Source organism: Sphingobacterium sp. UGAL515B_05, assembly GCF_033097525.1.
Taxonomy (GTDB): domain Bacteria; phylum Bacteroidota; class Bacteroidia; order Sphingobacteriales; family Sphingobacteriaceae; genus Sphingobacterium.
Genome location: NZ_CP109907.1, coordinates 2,773,176 through 2,790,147, shown reverse-complemented (window position 1 = coordinate 2,790,147; position 16,972 = coordinate 2,773,176). Strand labels below are relative to the sequence as shown.

At 40.1% G+C, this 16,972-nt stretch carries 11 protein-coding genes; all 11 read right to left on the bottom strand.

Annotation, left to right across the window (positions count from 1 at the left end; translation table 11 throughout):
• Positions 1-92 precede the first annotated feature (92 nt).
• Positions 93-1,397, bottom strand: a complete 1,305-nt coding sequence (locus tag OK025_RS11155) for a folylpolyglutamate synthase/dihydrofolate synthase family protein (protein WP_317669521.1) — start codon at positions 1,395-1,397, stop codon at positions 93-95.
• Between the two features lie 11 nt (positions 1,398-1,408).
• Positions 1,409-2,236 carry an energy transducer TonB gene (locus OK025_RS11150; RefSeq protein ID WP_317669520.1) on the bottom strand — a complete coding sequence of 276 codons (828 nt, stop codon included), beginning with the start codon at positions 2,234-2,236 and terminating at the stop codon, positions 1,409-1,411.
• Between the two features lie 58 nt (positions 2,237-2,294).
• Entirely contained in the window at positions 2,295-2,705 is a 411-nt protein-coding gene (locus tag OK025_RS11145; protein WP_046672748.1) for an ExbD/TolR family protein, read from the bottom strand.
• Positions 2,705-3,412 carry a MotA/TolQ/ExbB proton channel family protein gene (locus OK025_RS11140; protein WP_317669519.1) on the bottom strand — a complete coding sequence of 236 codons (708 nt, stop codon included), beginning with the start codon at positions 3,410-3,412 and terminating at the stop codon, positions 2,705-2,707. The genes OK025_RS11145 and OK025_RS11140 overlap by 1 nt, the downstream gene beginning before the upstream one ends.
• Before the next feature lie 25 nt (positions 3,413-3,437).
• Positions 3,438-4,886 carry a hypothetical protein gene (locus tag OK025_RS11135; protein ID WP_317669518.1) on the bottom strand — a complete coding sequence of 483 codons (1,449 nt, stop codon included), beginning with the start codon at positions 4,884-4,886 and terminating at the stop codon, positions 3,438-3,440.
• 40 nt (positions 4,887-4,926) lie between these two features.
• Positions 4,927-6,669 (bottom strand): TonB-dependent receptor, encoded by a 1,743-nt coding sequence (locus OK025_RS11130; protein ID WP_075994216.1) that lies wholly within the window; start codon positions 6,667-6,669, stop codon positions 4,927-4,929.
• 6 nt (positions 6,670-6,675) lie between these two features.
• Entirely contained in the window at positions 6,676-9,714 is a 3,039-nt protein-coding gene (locus OK025_RS11125; RefSeq protein WP_317669517.1) for a tetratricopeptide repeat protein, read from the bottom strand.
• A 381-nt stretch (positions 9,715-10,095) separates the two neighbouring features.
• A complete protein-coding gene (locus OK025_RS11120) occupies positions 10,096-11,034 on the bottom strand; it encodes an aspartate carbamoyltransferase catalytic subunit (RefSeq protein WP_317669516.1) in 939 nt (312 codons plus the stop codon).
• A 96-nt stretch (positions 11,035-11,130) separates the two neighbouring features.
• Entirely contained in the window at positions 11,131-11,694 is a 564-nt protein-coding gene (pyrR, locus tag OK025_RS11115; RefSeq protein WP_317669515.1) for a bifunctional pyr operon transcriptional regulator/uracil phosphoribosyltransferase PyrR, read from the bottom strand.
• Positions 11,695-11,940: 246 nt separating this feature from the next.
• Positions 11,941-13,341 carry an APC family permease gene (locus OK025_RS11110; RefSeq protein WP_317669514.1) on the bottom strand — a complete coding sequence of 467 codons (1,401 nt, stop codon included), beginning with the start codon at positions 13,339-13,341 and terminating at the stop codon, positions 11,941-11,943.
• 148 nt (positions 13,342-13,489) lie between these two features.
• Complete coding sequence (locus OK025_RS11105) at positions 13,490-16,504, bottom strand: DUF2723 domain-containing protein (RefSeq protein ID WP_317669513.1); 3,015 nt, start codon at positions 16,502-16,504, stop codon at positions 13,490-13,492.
• Positions 16,505-16,972: the final 468 nt, after the last annotated feature.

Genomic DNA, 16,972 nt, shown 5'->3' with positions numbered 1-16,972 from the left:
AAAAAGGGAGCTGCACTTCACGCAGCTCCCTTTTTGTGATCGGTTTCTATGAATTCCTCCCGCAGATTTATTTGCGAGGAAAGGTGATATTCTTATTCCTGCGTCAAACGAGCAAGCACTTCCGCAACAACAAAATTGCTTCCGCCAACAAAAATAAGGTTCCCTTGTTGATACGCTTCTTTTGCTGCATCAAACGCAGCTCCTACCGATGCATAATCAAGTCCCGTTAGACCAAATTCCATAGCTTCTTTCCGCAGCTCCTCGGATGGCATTGCACGCGGCATATCCGGAGCAGAGAAATAGTAGGTTGCATCCTTGGGTAGATAAGGCAACATATGTGATAAATCCTTATCGCGCATGGCCCCTATCACAAAGTGCAATTTATCATAAGCGGTTGTAGCCAGATTTTTGAGCACTTCATGAATTCCGTCCTCATTGTGCCCCGTATCACAGATGATAAATGGATCCTTAGACAATTGTTGCCATCGGCCTTGAATTCCTGTGGTTGCCTGCACATTTTTTAGCGCTTGATGCACATGTTGATCACTGATCTCAAAGCCCTGTTGACGTAACTCATCCACAGCTAACAGGACGCCGGCGAGGTTCTTAACCTGATAGGAGCCCTTTAAATCCAGTTGATAGTCTGCTGAATGACCTGCAGTATCCCTCGCTTGTACCGTCAAATAATCTTGGTCCACGCCCAGCATTTTCGTCTCATAGTTGTCGGAAGCGAATTGGATCGGTGCATGCTCGATCGCTGCTTTATCCAAAAACACGGCTGCTGTCTCTTCAGCATATTCCGAAATAACGACAGGTGTATTTCTTTTGATAATTCCCGCCTTCTCAGCAGCAATTTCCGCCAGTGTATTACCAAGAAGATTCATGTGATCAAAACCGATATTGGTAATTACCGACAGCAAAGGCTGAATAATATTGGTGCTGTCCAAACGCCCACCAAGGCCGACTTCAATGACAGCGATATCAACCTTATTCTTCTCGAAATAATCAAAAGCCATGGCTACAGTAATTTCGAAAAACGATGGACTGACTTCTTCTATAAGCTCGCGATGGGTATTGACAAAATCAACAACAAATTCTTTCTCACATAACTGACCATTGACACGAATACGTTCTCTGAAATCCAGTAAATGTGGTGAAGTATAGAGACCTGTCTTATATCCTGCTTCGGCCAAAATAGCGGCCAACATATGGGAGGTGGATCCTTTTCCGTTTGTACCGGCAATATGTAATGTTTTGAATTTTCGCTGTGGGTTGTCCAAAGCAGCGCAAAGTTTGATGGTATTGTCAAGGTCTTTTTTGAAGGCAGAGGCGCCATCCCTTGTAAACATAGGCAATCGAGTATACAGATACTCGATTGCCTCATTATAAGCATTCATGTGAATGATTTTTATCTTAATCTAAAATTGAATACAATCCGTCCTGTTTGGGAGTCGGGAGCATTTGGCAATTGGTTTAGCCGAGCGCCACGTACAGCACGCTCACATTTCTCCAACAAGGATGGATCGGTAATCGTCGTTCCTTTTACACCAGCACGCGCATAGGTGATAACCCCTTGCTTGTTCACTCTAAACTCCACAGCAACCTTTCCTGCTTGCTGTCCATTATCGTCGATACTTGGTCGTTGTGTAAAACTTCGGTTTTCAATAGACAACATCATGTTACCATTTCCAGATCCCCCTTCGCCGTAGTTACTTGCTAAAGGATCACCCAGTTTGGAACCCTGATTTCCAGGAGTTGTCCCTGTACCATCACCAGCCCCAGTGCCGTTATTTTTATTGCCTTTAAAAAGCGCTTTGGCATTGGCCTGTGGCGCCACTTCTTTTACAGCTTTGGTTGTTTCCGGTGCTTTTGAAACGACCTTCTTTTCCGTTTTTGTTACCGCAGGGGCATCTTCTAAATCCTGTGTGACAACCGCTTTCTCCGCAACTTGCTGCGTTGGAGTTGGGGTAGGTGTTTCAACAGGATCAATACGGTCAGGGCGTTCATTATTGGCGTTGGGGTCCACCGATGGTTCCTCAACACTCATATAGTCATCTCCCATTCCCTCAGGTGAAGTACCGTAATTAACAATCAACCCACCCATACCAATGTTATCAGGTGCCTGCGCTTTAAAAACAACAAAAAATGCAATCAAGAGCAACGATGCCATGACCAAAGTCGATATCCCCAATGCTTTGGGGAAGTTATTTTCTTCATGTTGAAGGTGATATCTCATCGCATTAATCTCCTATATTAATAGCTGACCAATAAACTTAAAAAAAGTTTAATTTTTCCTATTTATCTTTTTTTGGTTCTGTTGCCAATACCACTTTAATCTTCAATCGATTAGCGACATCCATTACAGAAATAACATTTTGAATGGGAACCGTATTATCGACATAGAGCATAATTGTCACTTCCTCACCCGCAGCCATTTGCGATTGAATTGCTGCTTCCAATCCTTCAATGGGAACTGGAGTTTTGTCAATAAAATAGCCCAAATCTTTTGTAATCGATACCGTGACGGTCTTTTTAGCAACAGATTGTTCTCCCGCACTTGACTTTGGCAACAATAGCTTCACCACTTGCGGATTAGAAACCGCAGAAGCCAACAGGAAGAACAACATCAGGAAAAACATGATATCATTCAGCGCTGAAGTATGTACTTCCGCAGATGGTTTATTTTTTCTACTTCGTAAGTTCATTATCTTCCGGGTTCATCCAATAAATCAATAAATTCTACTGCATCCGTTTCCATACGTAAAATCAATCGCTCCACCATCATATTCAGGATATGGTAGCCCAAATAAGCTAAGATACCCACCGCAAGACCTGATGCAGAAGACACCATTTTTACATATAGACCACCAGATACAGAAGCGATATCAATACCACCAGCTAATTCGACGTCGTGGAAAATCTTAATTACTCCAAAAATCGTACCCACGAAACCAAGCATCGGGGCAATACCAGCAATAATACCCAAAATATTGATGTTCTTTTCTAACTTGGCAACTTCCAATTTACCCACGTTTTCGATCGCTCCTTCAATATCTTTGATCGGTCTGCCGACACGCAATAAGCCTTTTTGCAACATACGTCCCAAAGCTGAGTTACTTGAACGAACTACAGCTAATGCCGAATCCAAATTTCCGGACAGAACATTTGCCTTTACTTGCGACATTAAGCTGTTATCATATTTTGCGGCACGACGGATAGTCAAATAACGCTCAAAAAAGATAACCAATCCAATAAAGAACAACAATAGGATTGGAACCATGATCCATCCCCCTTTGATCATCATATCGATCAAACTCATGTTTTCTGTAGGCGCAGCAGCAGGTAATGGTTGTTGTGCAGCTTGACTAAGTGAATCCACAGCAACTCGTGCTGTCTCCTGTACTAATGACATAATTATTAATAGTTTTATATAGTTTCTATAATGTTTCTACCCAAGCACCTTCAATCTTTTTCTCTACAGATTTCTTAGCGAGGTCTGCCTCCGATTTTGTCATGTAGGTGTTTAAGATGATTTTCTTTCTATTTCTTTTGAACTTTCCCTCTACAGCTCGTGCTGTTTTATAGCCCATTTCCCGAAGACGCTTGGCTTCCTGCTCTGCTTGTGCCATTGTCTTTGCAGAACCTATTACCAATTGATATCTGGGTTGTGCAACAGGAATAGACTCTTTGATCACAGGATTTGCTTCCAAAACCGGAGGTTTTGCTGCCGCATTGGTCGCAGGTACAGTTGTTGTCTTTTTAACAGAATCTTTCACACCAGTTTTAGCCAATGAATCGACTTGCTTTAAACTATCTGCTTGCATTGTATTGAACAAGGTATCAGCAGGCATGATCGGCTGTTTTTGAACAAGCGTATCTGCCGCTTTTACAACAGGTTTGGTCGGCCCAAATAACGAATTCTTCAACGCAGGATTGGTGTAAACGACCGCAACAGCAACCATTGCCAGCACAATAATTCCAGTCATCCAATACCAGATCGCATTTGAATTACGCGGCTCTTCCTCATAGATATTTGGCGCGTATGTTGAATTGGCGTTAGCCGACGCAATAGCACCGATTTCTTTTTTTAAAGTGTTGTCTTCTTTCGGAGTAACCGAATGATTGCTATCAGCTATCACAGTTGTATCCACAGGCTCAAACTCTTCAGTTTCCTTTTGCGCTAACGACGATTCTTCAGCTTCAAGATCAGTACGATCGTTTGTTGGTGCTGTCTCCTGCGAAAGCTCATCCGCTGCTGGATCCGTTACCACGACCGGTTCCTGTGCTGTTTCAGTTTCTTCTTTGACCTCTTCAACCTCGATCGTTTCATCTTGATCCACCGTATCCGGCATAGACTCTTCCACAAGCTCCACCTTATCATTAGCTTCCACTACAGGATCTTCTTCTACAACAGGGTCTTCTTCAACCGCTAAGGTCGTAAGTTCTTCTTCTTTGGTTTCTTCCAAAGAAGAAACGACTGTTTCAATCTCTGGTGCAACAAGATTTGTAACCGGCTGGAAGTCGAATCCCGATAGATCTAGGGGTTTGAATACTAAACTTGTACCATAACTAATTAATAAGCCAAGATCATCAAGTTTAGCCTGTCCAAACTGACCTAAATCAGCTCTTAGGTTATCAACAGCTTCCGATAAAATCTGCTGTGCCTGATTGAGGCCTAAATTTTCCTGTTGTTGGATATAATGAACAATATTAAATCCGTGTTGAGCAGAATAGTCCAGTTCGACGTAGGAAATCGGGGGCAAAAACACATTATTCTGTTTATCGAACTGAGCCGGAGAATGAATTCGTTTGAACACACCTATTCCGGGCACGTATACTTCCGCATAACGTTTTAATAAACTATTGATGTTTTTGCCTAGATTCATCGCGCACTATTTTAAGATGCAAATTTATAATCTTAATTCGTTAAAACGAATAATTAAGACCACCAATTACATTAAAGCCCAATCTTGGGTAATACATATAACGTTCGTATTCTTTTCCAAAAATGTTATTTGCTTTGACGAAAATACCAAATTGTTTTTTGATTCTGTATTCTGCGCCTGCATTAAGATCAGCAAACGACGCTATTGTTGCCTTATGTCCACTGTTGGCAATACGACTGCCATCTGCATTATAGTCATAAATATATGCATAGGTATTGCCTTGTGTAGAAAGTTCAGCATCTACGAAAAATTTATCGGAGATATTGAAGCGTGCATTAGCCTGCATACGGAATTTTGGCAATCCCCAAGCTTCTTCCTCATCACTCAATTTATAATCGTCTATATACACTTTTCCGCCCAGATTAACCAGTTGTGAAAGACGTACATTGATTTCTCCTTCCAATCCCATATGTTTAGCTTTATTGATTACGCCGTCATAAACGACATCAAAAGCCCAAGGAACATAGCCATTTTGACTATCGCCAAATGCACTGTTTTTAAATAAAGGCAATCCCTCAATCTGCTTGTAGAATACCTTTACTTTATAACCAAATGTTGCGCCAGCATTTCCTTTTAAACCCGCGTAAACATTCATTTTCTCAATCGAGTTTATCATTTTAGCATTAGGAGCCAAATACGGATTTTCTTTAGCGAAACTACGGAAAGAAGCTTGCTTCACTCCGCCATTGATTCCGGCAAACAAAGAGATATATTCAGGTGCCAAAGCAAAATCAGCTTCTACGGATGGGAAAATATTGAATCTTGAGCTATCGCCAAATTCAGAAGTTAAATTCGCACCCAAGGTTACGTTATAGTTGTCGCCCTTAAAACGAATATATGGATTGATGACCGCCAAATGATTTTTTACTTCAGCACTATCTTTCACATTATTCATTGTCACGCTCAAATTCGCACCAACATTGAATGCACTTAGGCGTTTATTCAAATAACCGGATAATGCGATGGAATTTTCTTTGGCTTTATAAGCGTCTTTAAACAAATAACCATCAACTTTTGCGGAATAGCTTAAGGCTTGCTCATTTTTTGGATCCACATTACTTGACAGCTCTCCATTCAAATAGATATCTGTAAAGGTCTGTTTATCCGGAGTCGTATTCAACAAGGTTGTTCCCGATTGATCAAAAGTCTGGCCATAGAAGTTTGTGCCATAACGATTGTATCCGATGGTACCTTTAACGGTTACCGCATCCAATACACGGCGACCAAAAATACCGATATCCTGTGTACTGAACTTCTGTCCGTCAATATTACCCTTTTGGCTCAAATGCTTTGCAAATAAACCAAATCGTGTATTTTCAAACTGTTCAGAAGCCAAATAAGCTTCGCCCAATATACTGTTATAGTTACCGATACCAAATTTAACATAGTTGCTACTATGTTCAAAAGGTTGTGCAAAAGGAATCTCCTGTACATTCAATTGTTTCAAACCGGTATTGATATCCAATTTCTTGTCCAAAATATTGTTGTAGGACAATTTGGGCTGGTATTCCCTTTTATTGGTCATATCCGGACTGCGGCGGATTTTCACAGCATCCGCAAGAATTGGCTTATAATCACGAACAACATCAAAAGAATCGATAGTGACCGGTTTCTCAGGATCATTCTTCTTGCCTGTTTCCTGTGCAAAAGAATTCAATCCCACGCCCATCAAAAGCGCTGCTAAAGTATATTTCTTCACGTTTCTATTTTGCAACTTCTTCATTGTATCCTATTTCTTTTTGTTGTTCAATTTATTTAGACGTTCTTTTGCTGCTGGCAAAATATCGTCTTTCGCATCATAGTTATCCACAATCGATTCAAGTGTAGCTTTCGCCTGGAAAGAATCTCCCTTGCCTGCATAAGCATCAGCCATGGTAATAAAGCTTTTCGCCACCCAATATTCGTACGAAGAGAAATTATCGGATAGATCCATTGCTGTTTTGATACAAGCATCGTATTGTTTATTTTCCAATTGTAATACCGCAACATTGTATTTTGCTTCGGCACCATATACCGTACGGCTCTTCAATGCAGCTAAACTGAATTCTTTCATTGCCTCAGCTTTCTTGTTCTGCTTCACATAGCATTTACCGGCATATAAGAAGGCATTTGCAATCTCTTCTTCAGAAGATTTTTCGTAGTTCTTAACAGCGTTAGTGTAATTTAATGCTTCTTTATAATCTCCAATTTGGAAGTAAGAAACCATTAGGTTATTTATTGCAAAACCATAGTTAGCCTTGTATTCAGAGGTAAGCTCCAATTTTTTCAACAACTGTGTCGCTTCGTTATATTTCTTTTGTTTCAAATATAAATTTGACACCGAAATCAACGTGCGTTCTGTATAAGGAGACGTCCAGTCATTCAAGATAATATTGTAATCATGTAATGCATCTTCTGTATTGCCCAAAGCTGCGTTACTTTCAGCACGAACAAAACGCGCGTATTTCTCTTGATTTGGTTTCGGGAATTTATCGAAATACGCATTTACAGCTTCCACCGCCCCTTGGTAATTACCTCTAGAGAATAAAGTCGTCGCAGTCGAGAATGAACGCGAGTCTTGCTCAGATTTCGAAACGTCACCTAAATTTGTCCCCGTAGCATATTTAATATACCCCGTTGCATCGCCTTTATCCAAATAGATGTTCTCTATTGACCGCATGGCCTGTCTTGCTTCATCTGTTGATGCATACTGGTCAACTACACGTTGGAAGGTTGCCAATGCAGCATCATTGTTATCTTGATTATACTGAACCAGACCAATCGTCACCAAAGCACGTGGCACATAACTGCTGCGCGGGTATTTTTCCACCATTGTTTGAAGGCCAGCAATTGCTTGGTCACTTTCTCCCATCAAGAAACGTGTGTAAGGAATCTCAAACGCAATATCATCCGCATAATTAGAACTCGGGAATTGTGCAATAACAGCATTCAATGTTGAAATTTTACCGTTGTTATCCCCTTGTAATCCTTGAATAATACCGCGCTGGAATAACGCGTAATCCTGACTAGGCGCTTTAGAAGAGATTAACTTATTGTATTCTGTTAATGCTCTGCCATAGTTTTTCGAAGAGAAATAAGAATCGCCTAAACGTGCAATTGCATCATTACGTGTATTCATTTCTATTCCTTTCGAACCACCGGACGCTAAGAAACGCTCGAAGTAATTGGCCGCCGTGCTGTAGTTACCATTACGGAAAGCCGCATAGGCTAACGCATAATTTGCATACCCATACACATCCGTTTTGCTAGCTCCCGGCAAGCGTAGGAATTTATTAAAATTTGTAACAGCTTCACCGTATTTACGCACTTCGTACATTGCTTCCGCTTTCCAATAGGTGGCTAAAGCGTAAATTTCCTCGTCATAACGAAACTCTTCAGAGCGCATGAATAGGGAAATTGCATTTTCAAAAGCACGCTCGTTATAATACTCCAAACCTCTGTAGTAGGTTACCTTTTGATAAGCAGCGTTTGCTTCTTTTCCACGTTTAGGAATAGATTCCAAAATATCAACTGCCTCACGGTAGTTTTTTGTACTCAACAATACTTCAGCAAGCAAAGTTTTTGCTTCTTCTAAGCGTTTCGATTTTGGGTACGTTTTCAGGTATTCTTGTGTCGAAGCCAAAGCCACTTGGTGGAATTCCAATTCATATGAAAGTTTAGCATAGTTGAATAAGCCTTCTTCTTGCATTGCTGGATCAAAATCCAATTTCGAAGCACGGAAAAATGCGTTACGCGCAGATTGCTTATTGCCTTTCTTCAAGAAAGCATCCCCTAGGGTAATCATCGCAGATTGATAATATGCGTCTGGATCGGTCATTTTTTCCAATTCAGTGATCGCTTTGTCGTAATCTTTCAACTTGTAAGCGATGTAACCGATTTGGTAGCTATCCTGATTATTCTGTGTTTTACCTTGGTCCTGTGCCTGGAATTTATCGTAATACTCTTTGGATGTTTTTAAATCACCTTTGATAAAGTATGTTGCCGCGATAATACGGAACATCTCTGTTTCATTTTCTTGTTTTGTTCGCGACAAAATTGGCAACGCATAATCCAACACATCGTCGTAGCGTTTATCCAGGAAATACAAAGCAGTAATATAATAAGGGTAACTATTTTCGAATTGTTTCGATCCATTTAGGCGTTCAAATTCATTCAACGCTGTTTTATACTCGGCGTCTAAGTAAGAAAGATACGCGTAATAATAGATTGAAGCTTCCTGAAATTCAGTTTTCTGATCTTTCAATCCTTCAAATAATGGTTTCGCCGTTTTATAATCCTTTGTCATAAAGGAAGCATATCCATATTTAAAGCGATATTCTACATTTTCTTTGCCTGCTAAATTTTTGCTATCGATCTTGTTAAACCACTCTAAGGCCTTAACATAATCTTTTTTAGCATAATAGGATTTACCGATTTGAAAATAAGCTGCTTTAGCATTTGCACTGACAGGGAAATCTTTAATGTATTTCAGAAAACGGTTTTCGGCATCGGATTCGCCCAATTCCAGTGCGCAAACCGCTTGATAATACCGTACGTTCTCTTTCAACAAAGACAGTTCCTCTGTTTCGTCCAATTGCAAGTTGGATTTTGTCCGCAAAGCTTCAACACGGTCAAATTGGGCTGAAGCAGAACTAAATTTTCCGCGTTCATACAATTCCATCCCTGTTTTGTACGCCTTGTTGATTTGTTGCCATTCTGTCTGTTGCGCTAATGCTGGCGTCGCCATAACGGTTAATGCAACTCCCACCTGGTAAATCTTCTTATACATAATATGTGAAACCTTAATATGTTATTTATCTGCAAATGTAAATGAATCTCCCTCCAAACCGCGATAAATTCGCATTTCAAAGCAAACTTATCGAAAGCCTCTCTGCCATTAAAGGCTTTAAGATAGCCCCAAATTTATTGAAAATCAATTCAAACCTCCACTTCTCAGGGAGATAGTTTTATTCATTTTACTAAATTATACTTTAATTGAGCTATTTTACACAAAAGTTATTAACATCTGTGAATAATCCTGTATTATAACGGAAATTTTGCACAAAAAATATGCCCGACAAAAAATAAAGTCAGGCATACTTTAGTTGCATTAGAAAACAGTGCTATTTAGTCTCACACGTACATTAACGCACGTTAAAACCAATTTAGACTATCCGCGTTGCCCTGCTAATAGATACAAGACAGCCATGCGCACAGCAACACCATTTTCAACCTGATCCAAAATAATTGAATGTTCGCTATCCGCGACATCCGATGTGATTTCGACCCCCCGATTGATTGGTCCGGGGTGCATAATTGTGATTGGCTTCTCTAAAGAATCCAAAATCTCTTTATTCAATCCATATAGCATGGAATATTCTCTTAAGGAAGGGAAATAGGCAATATCCTGACGCTCCAATTGAATCCGTAACATATTTGCAACATCACACCAGTTCAACGCTTTCCGCAAATCATGCTCCACTTTTACACCCAACGATGTAATATGTTTAGGAATTAATGTGGTTGGACCACAAACCATCACTTCTGCACCTTGCTTTTGAAGACATAAGATATTCGACAAGGCAACGCGTGAATGTGTAATATCCCCAACGATAGCTATTTTACGACCAGCTACATCACCATAGCGTTCACGGATCGAAAATGAATCAAGTAAAGCTTGTGTAGGGTGTTCATGTGCTCCGTCACCTGCATTGACAATTTGTGCATCAACATGTTTACTTAGAAATACCCCAGCTCCCGCGTATGGATGTCTCATCACAATCATATCAACCTTCATTGCAAGAATATTGTTCACCGTATCGATGAGTGTCTCCCCCTTACTTACCGAAGAGGAGGAAGCCGCAAAATTCACGATATCCGCAGAAAGTCTCTTTTCAGCAAGTTCAAAGGATAGACGTGTTCGTGTTGAATTTTCAAAAAACACGTTGGCAATCGTAATATCCCTTAACGACGGAACCTTTTTGATTGGCCTATTTAATACCTCTTTGAAATTACTTGCTGTATCCAGGATCAATTGGATATCGTTCTCATTTAGATCTTTGATCCCCAATAAATGGCGGGTACTTAATTGTTCTGCTCCAGATGACATTTTATAGTATATTCAAATATTTACTAATCATTTTTTATTGAAAGTGCCTGTTTCCGAAGGTCAACAATAACCTTCAGTAACGTCATGACACCGCTATTAATCGCTAGCTGACGTCTTCTTTTCTGTAATCAAGATAATACTATCCTGATCCTCTGATTCTTTCCAGTTAACAATTACTTTTTGAGAATCAATAGAATCTACCTGTATTCCGATATAATCAGGCTGAATAGGGATCTGTCTAGAGAAGCGGCGATCGACCAAAACAAGCAATTCTATTCTTCTTGCACGGCCAAATGCCTGCACAGCATCCATTGCCGCACGAATAGTACGTCCTGTCCATAAGACATCATCTATAAAAATGACCTCTTTACCTTCTACAATAAAATTGATATTTGTGCTATTTGCTAAGAGTGGACCTGTATTCCCTTTGGTACGGAAGTCATCGCGATAAAAGGTAATATCCAAATCGCCAACTAAAATCTCTTTTCCGATCATTTGTTCAAGCTCTTTGACGATACGTCTCGCTAAGAAAGTTCCTCGGGGTTGGATACCTATGACGACAGCATTTGAAAAATCACCGTGATTCTCAATCAATTGACGACATAGTCTTTGAATTGTGATTTGAAATTTTGGTCCGTCTAATAAAATCGACTGTTTCATTATGGGAATGTTTGAGCAAAGCTACACTTTTTTTAACAAAAACGAAGCCATGAAGGGCAATTAATTTCAATATTTGCATCCAACTGGCACAATAACAAAAAGTGATTTAAACAAAGAATATCTTCCTTTCAGGGAAATTTACAAACCAATTATTCCAGCACATTAACAGATTTTGAAGTTATATACAATACACATTGCCAACCATTTACAGCAAATTCCATAACATCGAAATGCTATAGATAAAGACTATTCATCTAGCTCGGCACGTTTATTATTCCGTGCAAAAAAATACACCGGTACACCGATTAATACAAGTATAAAGCCTGGCCAGGTATATTGTGGCTTATAGATAATTAATAATACACAAAATACAGTACCTATCAGCAGGTACAAGATCGGAGTGACAGGAAATAGAAATGTCTTATAGGAACGTTCCAAATCGGGTCTTCGTACACGCTGAATAATAACCCCTAGCACTGTAATCATATAGAATATAACAATAACAAAAGATATCATATCCAGTAAATTGCCATATTGCCCACTTAGACAAAGCAATGAAGCCCAGATCCCCTGAAGCCATAACGATCGTGCCGGCACATCATATTTGTTATTGGGAATCGCTTGTTTCAGAAACAATCCATCTTTTGCCATAGTTTGAAAAACTCGCGCACCTGATAGCGCGAGCCCGTTAACGCAACCAAAGGTCGAGATCATGACCAAAATCGCCATCGCTATCGTGCCCGTATGTCCTAATATTTTTTCAGCCGCCTCTATGGCAACACGATCATTTGCCGCAAAAGCAATTTCCTCTCGATTTAATGCCGCCAGGTAAATGTAATTACAGCTTATATAGAGCAACATCACCAAACTTGTTCCGATAACCAATGCCCGAACAACATTACGCTGTGGATTGACAATCTCTCCGGAAACAAACGTTACATTTTCCCAGGCCACACTACTAAATACCGAACCCACCATCGCAGCAGCTAAAGCCCCCATCAGTACGCCCCCCGAGATCTGAGACCAGCCAGCACCTTTCAAATTTTGGAAAGAGTCCCAGCCATACGCCATATTTTCTGAAAAATGATTTTCTTTAATCAAGAACAGGCCACCTAAAATCAATAAAACCAGCGCAATGATTTTTGCTGAAGTAAAGAAAGATTGAACAGCTTTTCCACTCTTGATCCCTCTTGTATTAATAAAGGTGAGGAGGATAATAACACCCATAGCGACAATCTGTATCCAGGTAATCTTAAACTCTCCACGCTGAAATAGGGGTGCTGCATCATTTAACTGCGGAATAAGGTAGGCTGTAAACTTACCAAAGGCGACAGCTACAGCTGCTATCGTTCCCGTTTGAATGACTGTAAATAAACTCCAGCCGTATAAAAAGCCAATTGGCTTCCCAAATATTTCTGTCAGATAGGTATATTGTCCCCCAGCCTTCGGATACATAGACGACAATTCGCCATAGCAGATTGCCGCCGCAACAGTTGCTAATGCGGTCAATAACCAAACGATCGCCAACCAATATCCGGATCCAAGCTGCCGCATCATATCACTCGATACAATAAAAATACCGCTTCCGATCATCGACCCCATGACCAGCATCACTGCATCCCACAATTTTAATTGACGTTTCATCATAACTTAAGGTTGGTTTTATATGGCGTTAAGCTAAGAAAAAATAATCAAAAAAAAGCCGCCCTTTCCTACATCGCATCAAAAAGTGTATTTCCTTTCGAATACCTGTAGTAAAGGGCAGCTCCTTCGTTTAAAATGATGTCTCTAATTGTTACTCAACACCATACTGTTGTTTATACGATTTTTCTAAATCAGTCACTTGCTGTAGCAATTGTTTTTCCGAGGTAGAGGCCAAGATACTCTTATAGGCCCCCAAAGCACGTAATGCTGTACCTATATTTGAATATTCCAGCTCAGGTTTTGTTTGTGCAATATCCTGATACCAACGCATGTTTTGGGTCATAAACTTCAGGTTACGGTTTACGATTTCATTTGCACGCTTCGTTTCACCAGTTTCATACAACACATTGACAATTGGAATATAGCCTAAAATATCGCGCATCAAATAAACACGTTTTGGCATTTTCTCGTAAGTTTCAACAGCGACTTTACGCGCCTCATCCTTATGACCTTCCATCATCAACTGTGTCGCTGTACCACCCATTACTGTATTTGTAATCATGGTAATCATGCGGTAAGATTCAGGATCCAGGTAGGAAGCATGTGCCATATTACCCCATTGGTATTTCGTAGTAATGTCTTTATAAGCAGACTGTGTATCAACCAATGTACCTTCTGCTCCGGCAGGAGTTGCAATCGGCATCAAGCGCAGCGCGAAGCCCTCTTGTACTAAATATTTATCTAAACCAAGGTAGTTATCATTTGGAACTGTTGCCGCAAAATAAATTGGACGTTTCCAATCGTTATTCAATAACACGTTTAAGATAGATAATTCAGCTCTAGAGATATAATTTCTATTGTAGGTCCAGCTCATGGTATCAACAATAGATTCTTGCCAAGCTTTAGGGACGACATTATTTTTCAGAACAGATTCTTTATTCACCGGAAGGCTAAAGTTTTTGGTTGGCAGGAAGTTTTCAAACTTACCACCTCTCAATTCCAATTTGTTCTTTTGGTCGTCAGACAATAAAATCTGCATGATCAAATCCAGATCCACATGTCCTGGAACTTTCATATCCTGATAATAAAGCACTTCGCGAACACCTTTCTTGAACTTTTCATCATCGATATTGATCGGTAAACCATCTGCCTGATTCACTTTTTGTTTCATCTGGCGCATATACCAGTCCGAACTCAACAAACTTAAGTTTACGACACGTACATCCGGACGATAATTTTCGACTTCCTGAACATACCATAAAGGATAGGTATCATTATCACCATAAGTAAATAAAATCGCATTGGGTGCACATGACGCCAAATAGTTTTTAGCAAGATCACGGGCAGTTGTTTTCTCCGAACGATCGTGATCATCCCAGTTTTGGAAGCCCAACAATACTGGAGCGCCCAATAGGCAGGCTACTGTAGCAGCACCGGCGGCAATTTTACCATCCACTTTTTTGCTCAGATAATCCGCAATGGCGAAAACACCGAGCCCGATCCAGATGGCGAAGGCATAAAAAGAACCTGCATACGCATAGTCGCGCTCACGTGGTTGAAGTGGACTTTGATTTAGGTAGAGTACAATTGCTAATCCTGTAAAGAAAAACAACAGTCCCACGATTCCTGCGTCGCGTTGTCTCTTTCCAAAATGCCAGAATGCACCGATTAAACCAATGATCAAAGGCAAGAAATAATATTTATTGTTTGAAGGATCAGTTTTCAGTGAATCTGGAATGGCATTCTGTCCACCAACATGCAACTGATCAACAGGTTTAGCACCTGAAATCCAGTTACCTTCGGTAAATGAACCCTGCCCTTGTTGGTCATTTTGACGACCGGCAAAATTCCATAAGAAATAACGGCCGTACATATGTCCGATCTGATAACTGAAAAAGAACTTCAGGTTATCACCGAAAGTCGGCGATTGGCCTTCCGGAATTTTTAAGTAATCACGATAGTATTCGATATGTCCTTGATCCCTTGAACTGTAAACACGTGGAAAAAACATCGTTTTATCGTATTTGTAGTCCATACCGTTCTCCACTTTGGTATACTTGTCCTTATCTTTTCTGTACGTATATGTAGGCTCGGCATCAACCACTTGTGCATCAAATGTAGGTCCATTCAAAAGTGGCTCACTTGCATATTGCTCACGTCCAAGATAACTCACAAAAGAGAATGCATTATCTGGGTCACTGTTATTTAACGTCGGATTCGCTTTGGCGCGCACCATGATCATGGCAAAGGAACTATATCCAAAAATGATAAATGCTGCACTGATTAAGATCAGATTTAACATGGGTTTTACCTTTTTGATCGAATACCAGATCCCATATACGAAAAGAGCTACCGCTAAAATCATGAAAAGGTTAAATCCGGTACCGAAGCCCATTCCCAAACTATTCACAAAGAACAGATCAAAATATGCGGCGGCTTTAACAGTGTATTGAATAATACCCCATAAAATCAGCGCCAAAACAACGACACCAATTAAGAAAGCTTTGATCGCCCCCGAGGATGTTACAGTTTTTGAACGTTTAAAATAAATGACCAAAGCAATTGCCGGAATTACCAGAAGGTTCAACAAGTGTACCCCAATAGAAAGCCCCATCACATAAGCGATAAAGATTAACCAGCGGTCCGAACCAGCTTCATCGGCATGATTTTCCCATTTTAGAATACCCCAAAATACGACGGCTGTACATAAAGAAGACATGGCATATACTTCGGACTCTACTGCTGAGAACCAAAAAGTATCCGTAAAAGCATAAGCCAGTGCACCAACAGCGCCCGAGCCGAATATTTTGATTAAATCGGTGGATGTATATGATCCATCAACACCTTTTACAACGATTTTCTTTGCTAAAGCTGTAATTGTCCAAAATAAAAACAAAATGGTCAGACCACTACATACCGCCGATCCTACGTTCATCCAGAAAGCAATTCGTGTAACATCTCCACCAGCAAGGTTTGAGAATATATTTTGAATCATTAAGAATAAAGGTGCTCCTGGCTGGTGCACAATTTGAAGTTTAAAGGCCGAAGCGATAAACTCGCCACAGTCCCACCAACTCGTCGATCGTTCGGCAGTCATGACATACGCTACAGTTGCTATTAGCGCACATATCCATCCTAAAAGATTGTTGATTTTAGTATAGTTCATAAAATGATAACTGTAAAAAGTATTATTAATACGGCTCGAAAATAAGGATAAGTTAATAAGAAATGAACTTTATTCTGATTTTTTAACACATATTAATTGAAAAAATTTCATTACCCGATCCAATATTGGCTGAAAGGAAAGCATGTCCAACTGCAGGCGTACACTTTTGTCGACGGATCCGCTTATTGAAAAAAGGCTAGCAAACCGAATTTCCATGGTCGAAAAAAAATTATTTCTTTGAAAATCAGCCCCAATACACTTTACAACACATTTTTATTTGCAGAAATAAGAATAGTCCGTATATTTGCATCATCAAATGTGAACGACATCATCACGATAGCAATCACTTTTGAATTGTTTGTCCGATAGTATAAGGGTAGTACGACAGTTTTTGGTTCTGTTTGTCTTGGTTCGAATCCAGGTCGGACAACAAACAATAGAAAAGGCTTGCAGATGCAAGCCTTTTCT

Coding starts and splice junctions, on each gene's coding strand:
- OK025_RS11155 (WP_317669521.1), bottom strand. CDS start 1,397: ATGAATGCTTATAATGAGGCAATCGAGTATCTGTATACTCGATTGCCT.
- OK025_RS11150 (WP_317669520.1), bottom strand. CDS start 2,236: ATGAGATATCACCTTCAACATGAAGAAAATAACTTCCCCAAAGCATTG.
- OK025_RS11145 (WP_046672748.1), bottom strand. CDS start 2,705: ATGAACTTACGAAGTAGAAAAAATAAACCATCTGCGGAAGTACATACT.
- OK025_RS11140 (WP_317669519.1), bottom strand. CDS start 3,412: ATGTCATTAGTACAGGAGACAGCACGAGTTGCTGTGGATTCACTTAGT.
- OK025_RS11135 (WP_317669518.1), bottom strand. CDS start 4,886: ATGAATCTAGGCAAAAACATCAATAGTTTATTAAAACGTTATGCGGAA.
- OK025_RS11130 (WP_075994216.1), bottom strand. CDS start 6,669: ATGAAGAAGTTGCAAAATAGAAACGTGAAGAAATATACTTTAGCAGCG.
- OK025_RS11125 (WP_317669517.1), bottom strand. CDS start 9,714: ATGTATAAGAAGATTTACCAGGTGGGAGTTGCATTAACCGTTATGGCG.
- OK025_RS11120 (WP_317669516.1), bottom strand. CDS start 11,034: ATGTCATCTGGAGCAGAACAATTAAGTACCCGCCATTTATTGGGGATC.
- pyrR (WP_317669515.1), bottom strand. CDS start 11,694: ATGAAACAGTCGATTTTATTAGACGGACCAAAATTTCAAATCACAATT.
- OK025_RS11110 (WP_317669514.1), bottom strand. CDS start 13,341: ATGATGAAACGTCAATTAAAATTGTGGGATGCAGTGATGCTGGTCATG.
- OK025_RS11105 (WP_317669513.1), bottom strand. CDS start 16,504: ATGAACTATACTAAAATCAACAATCTTTTAGGATGGATATGTGCGCTA.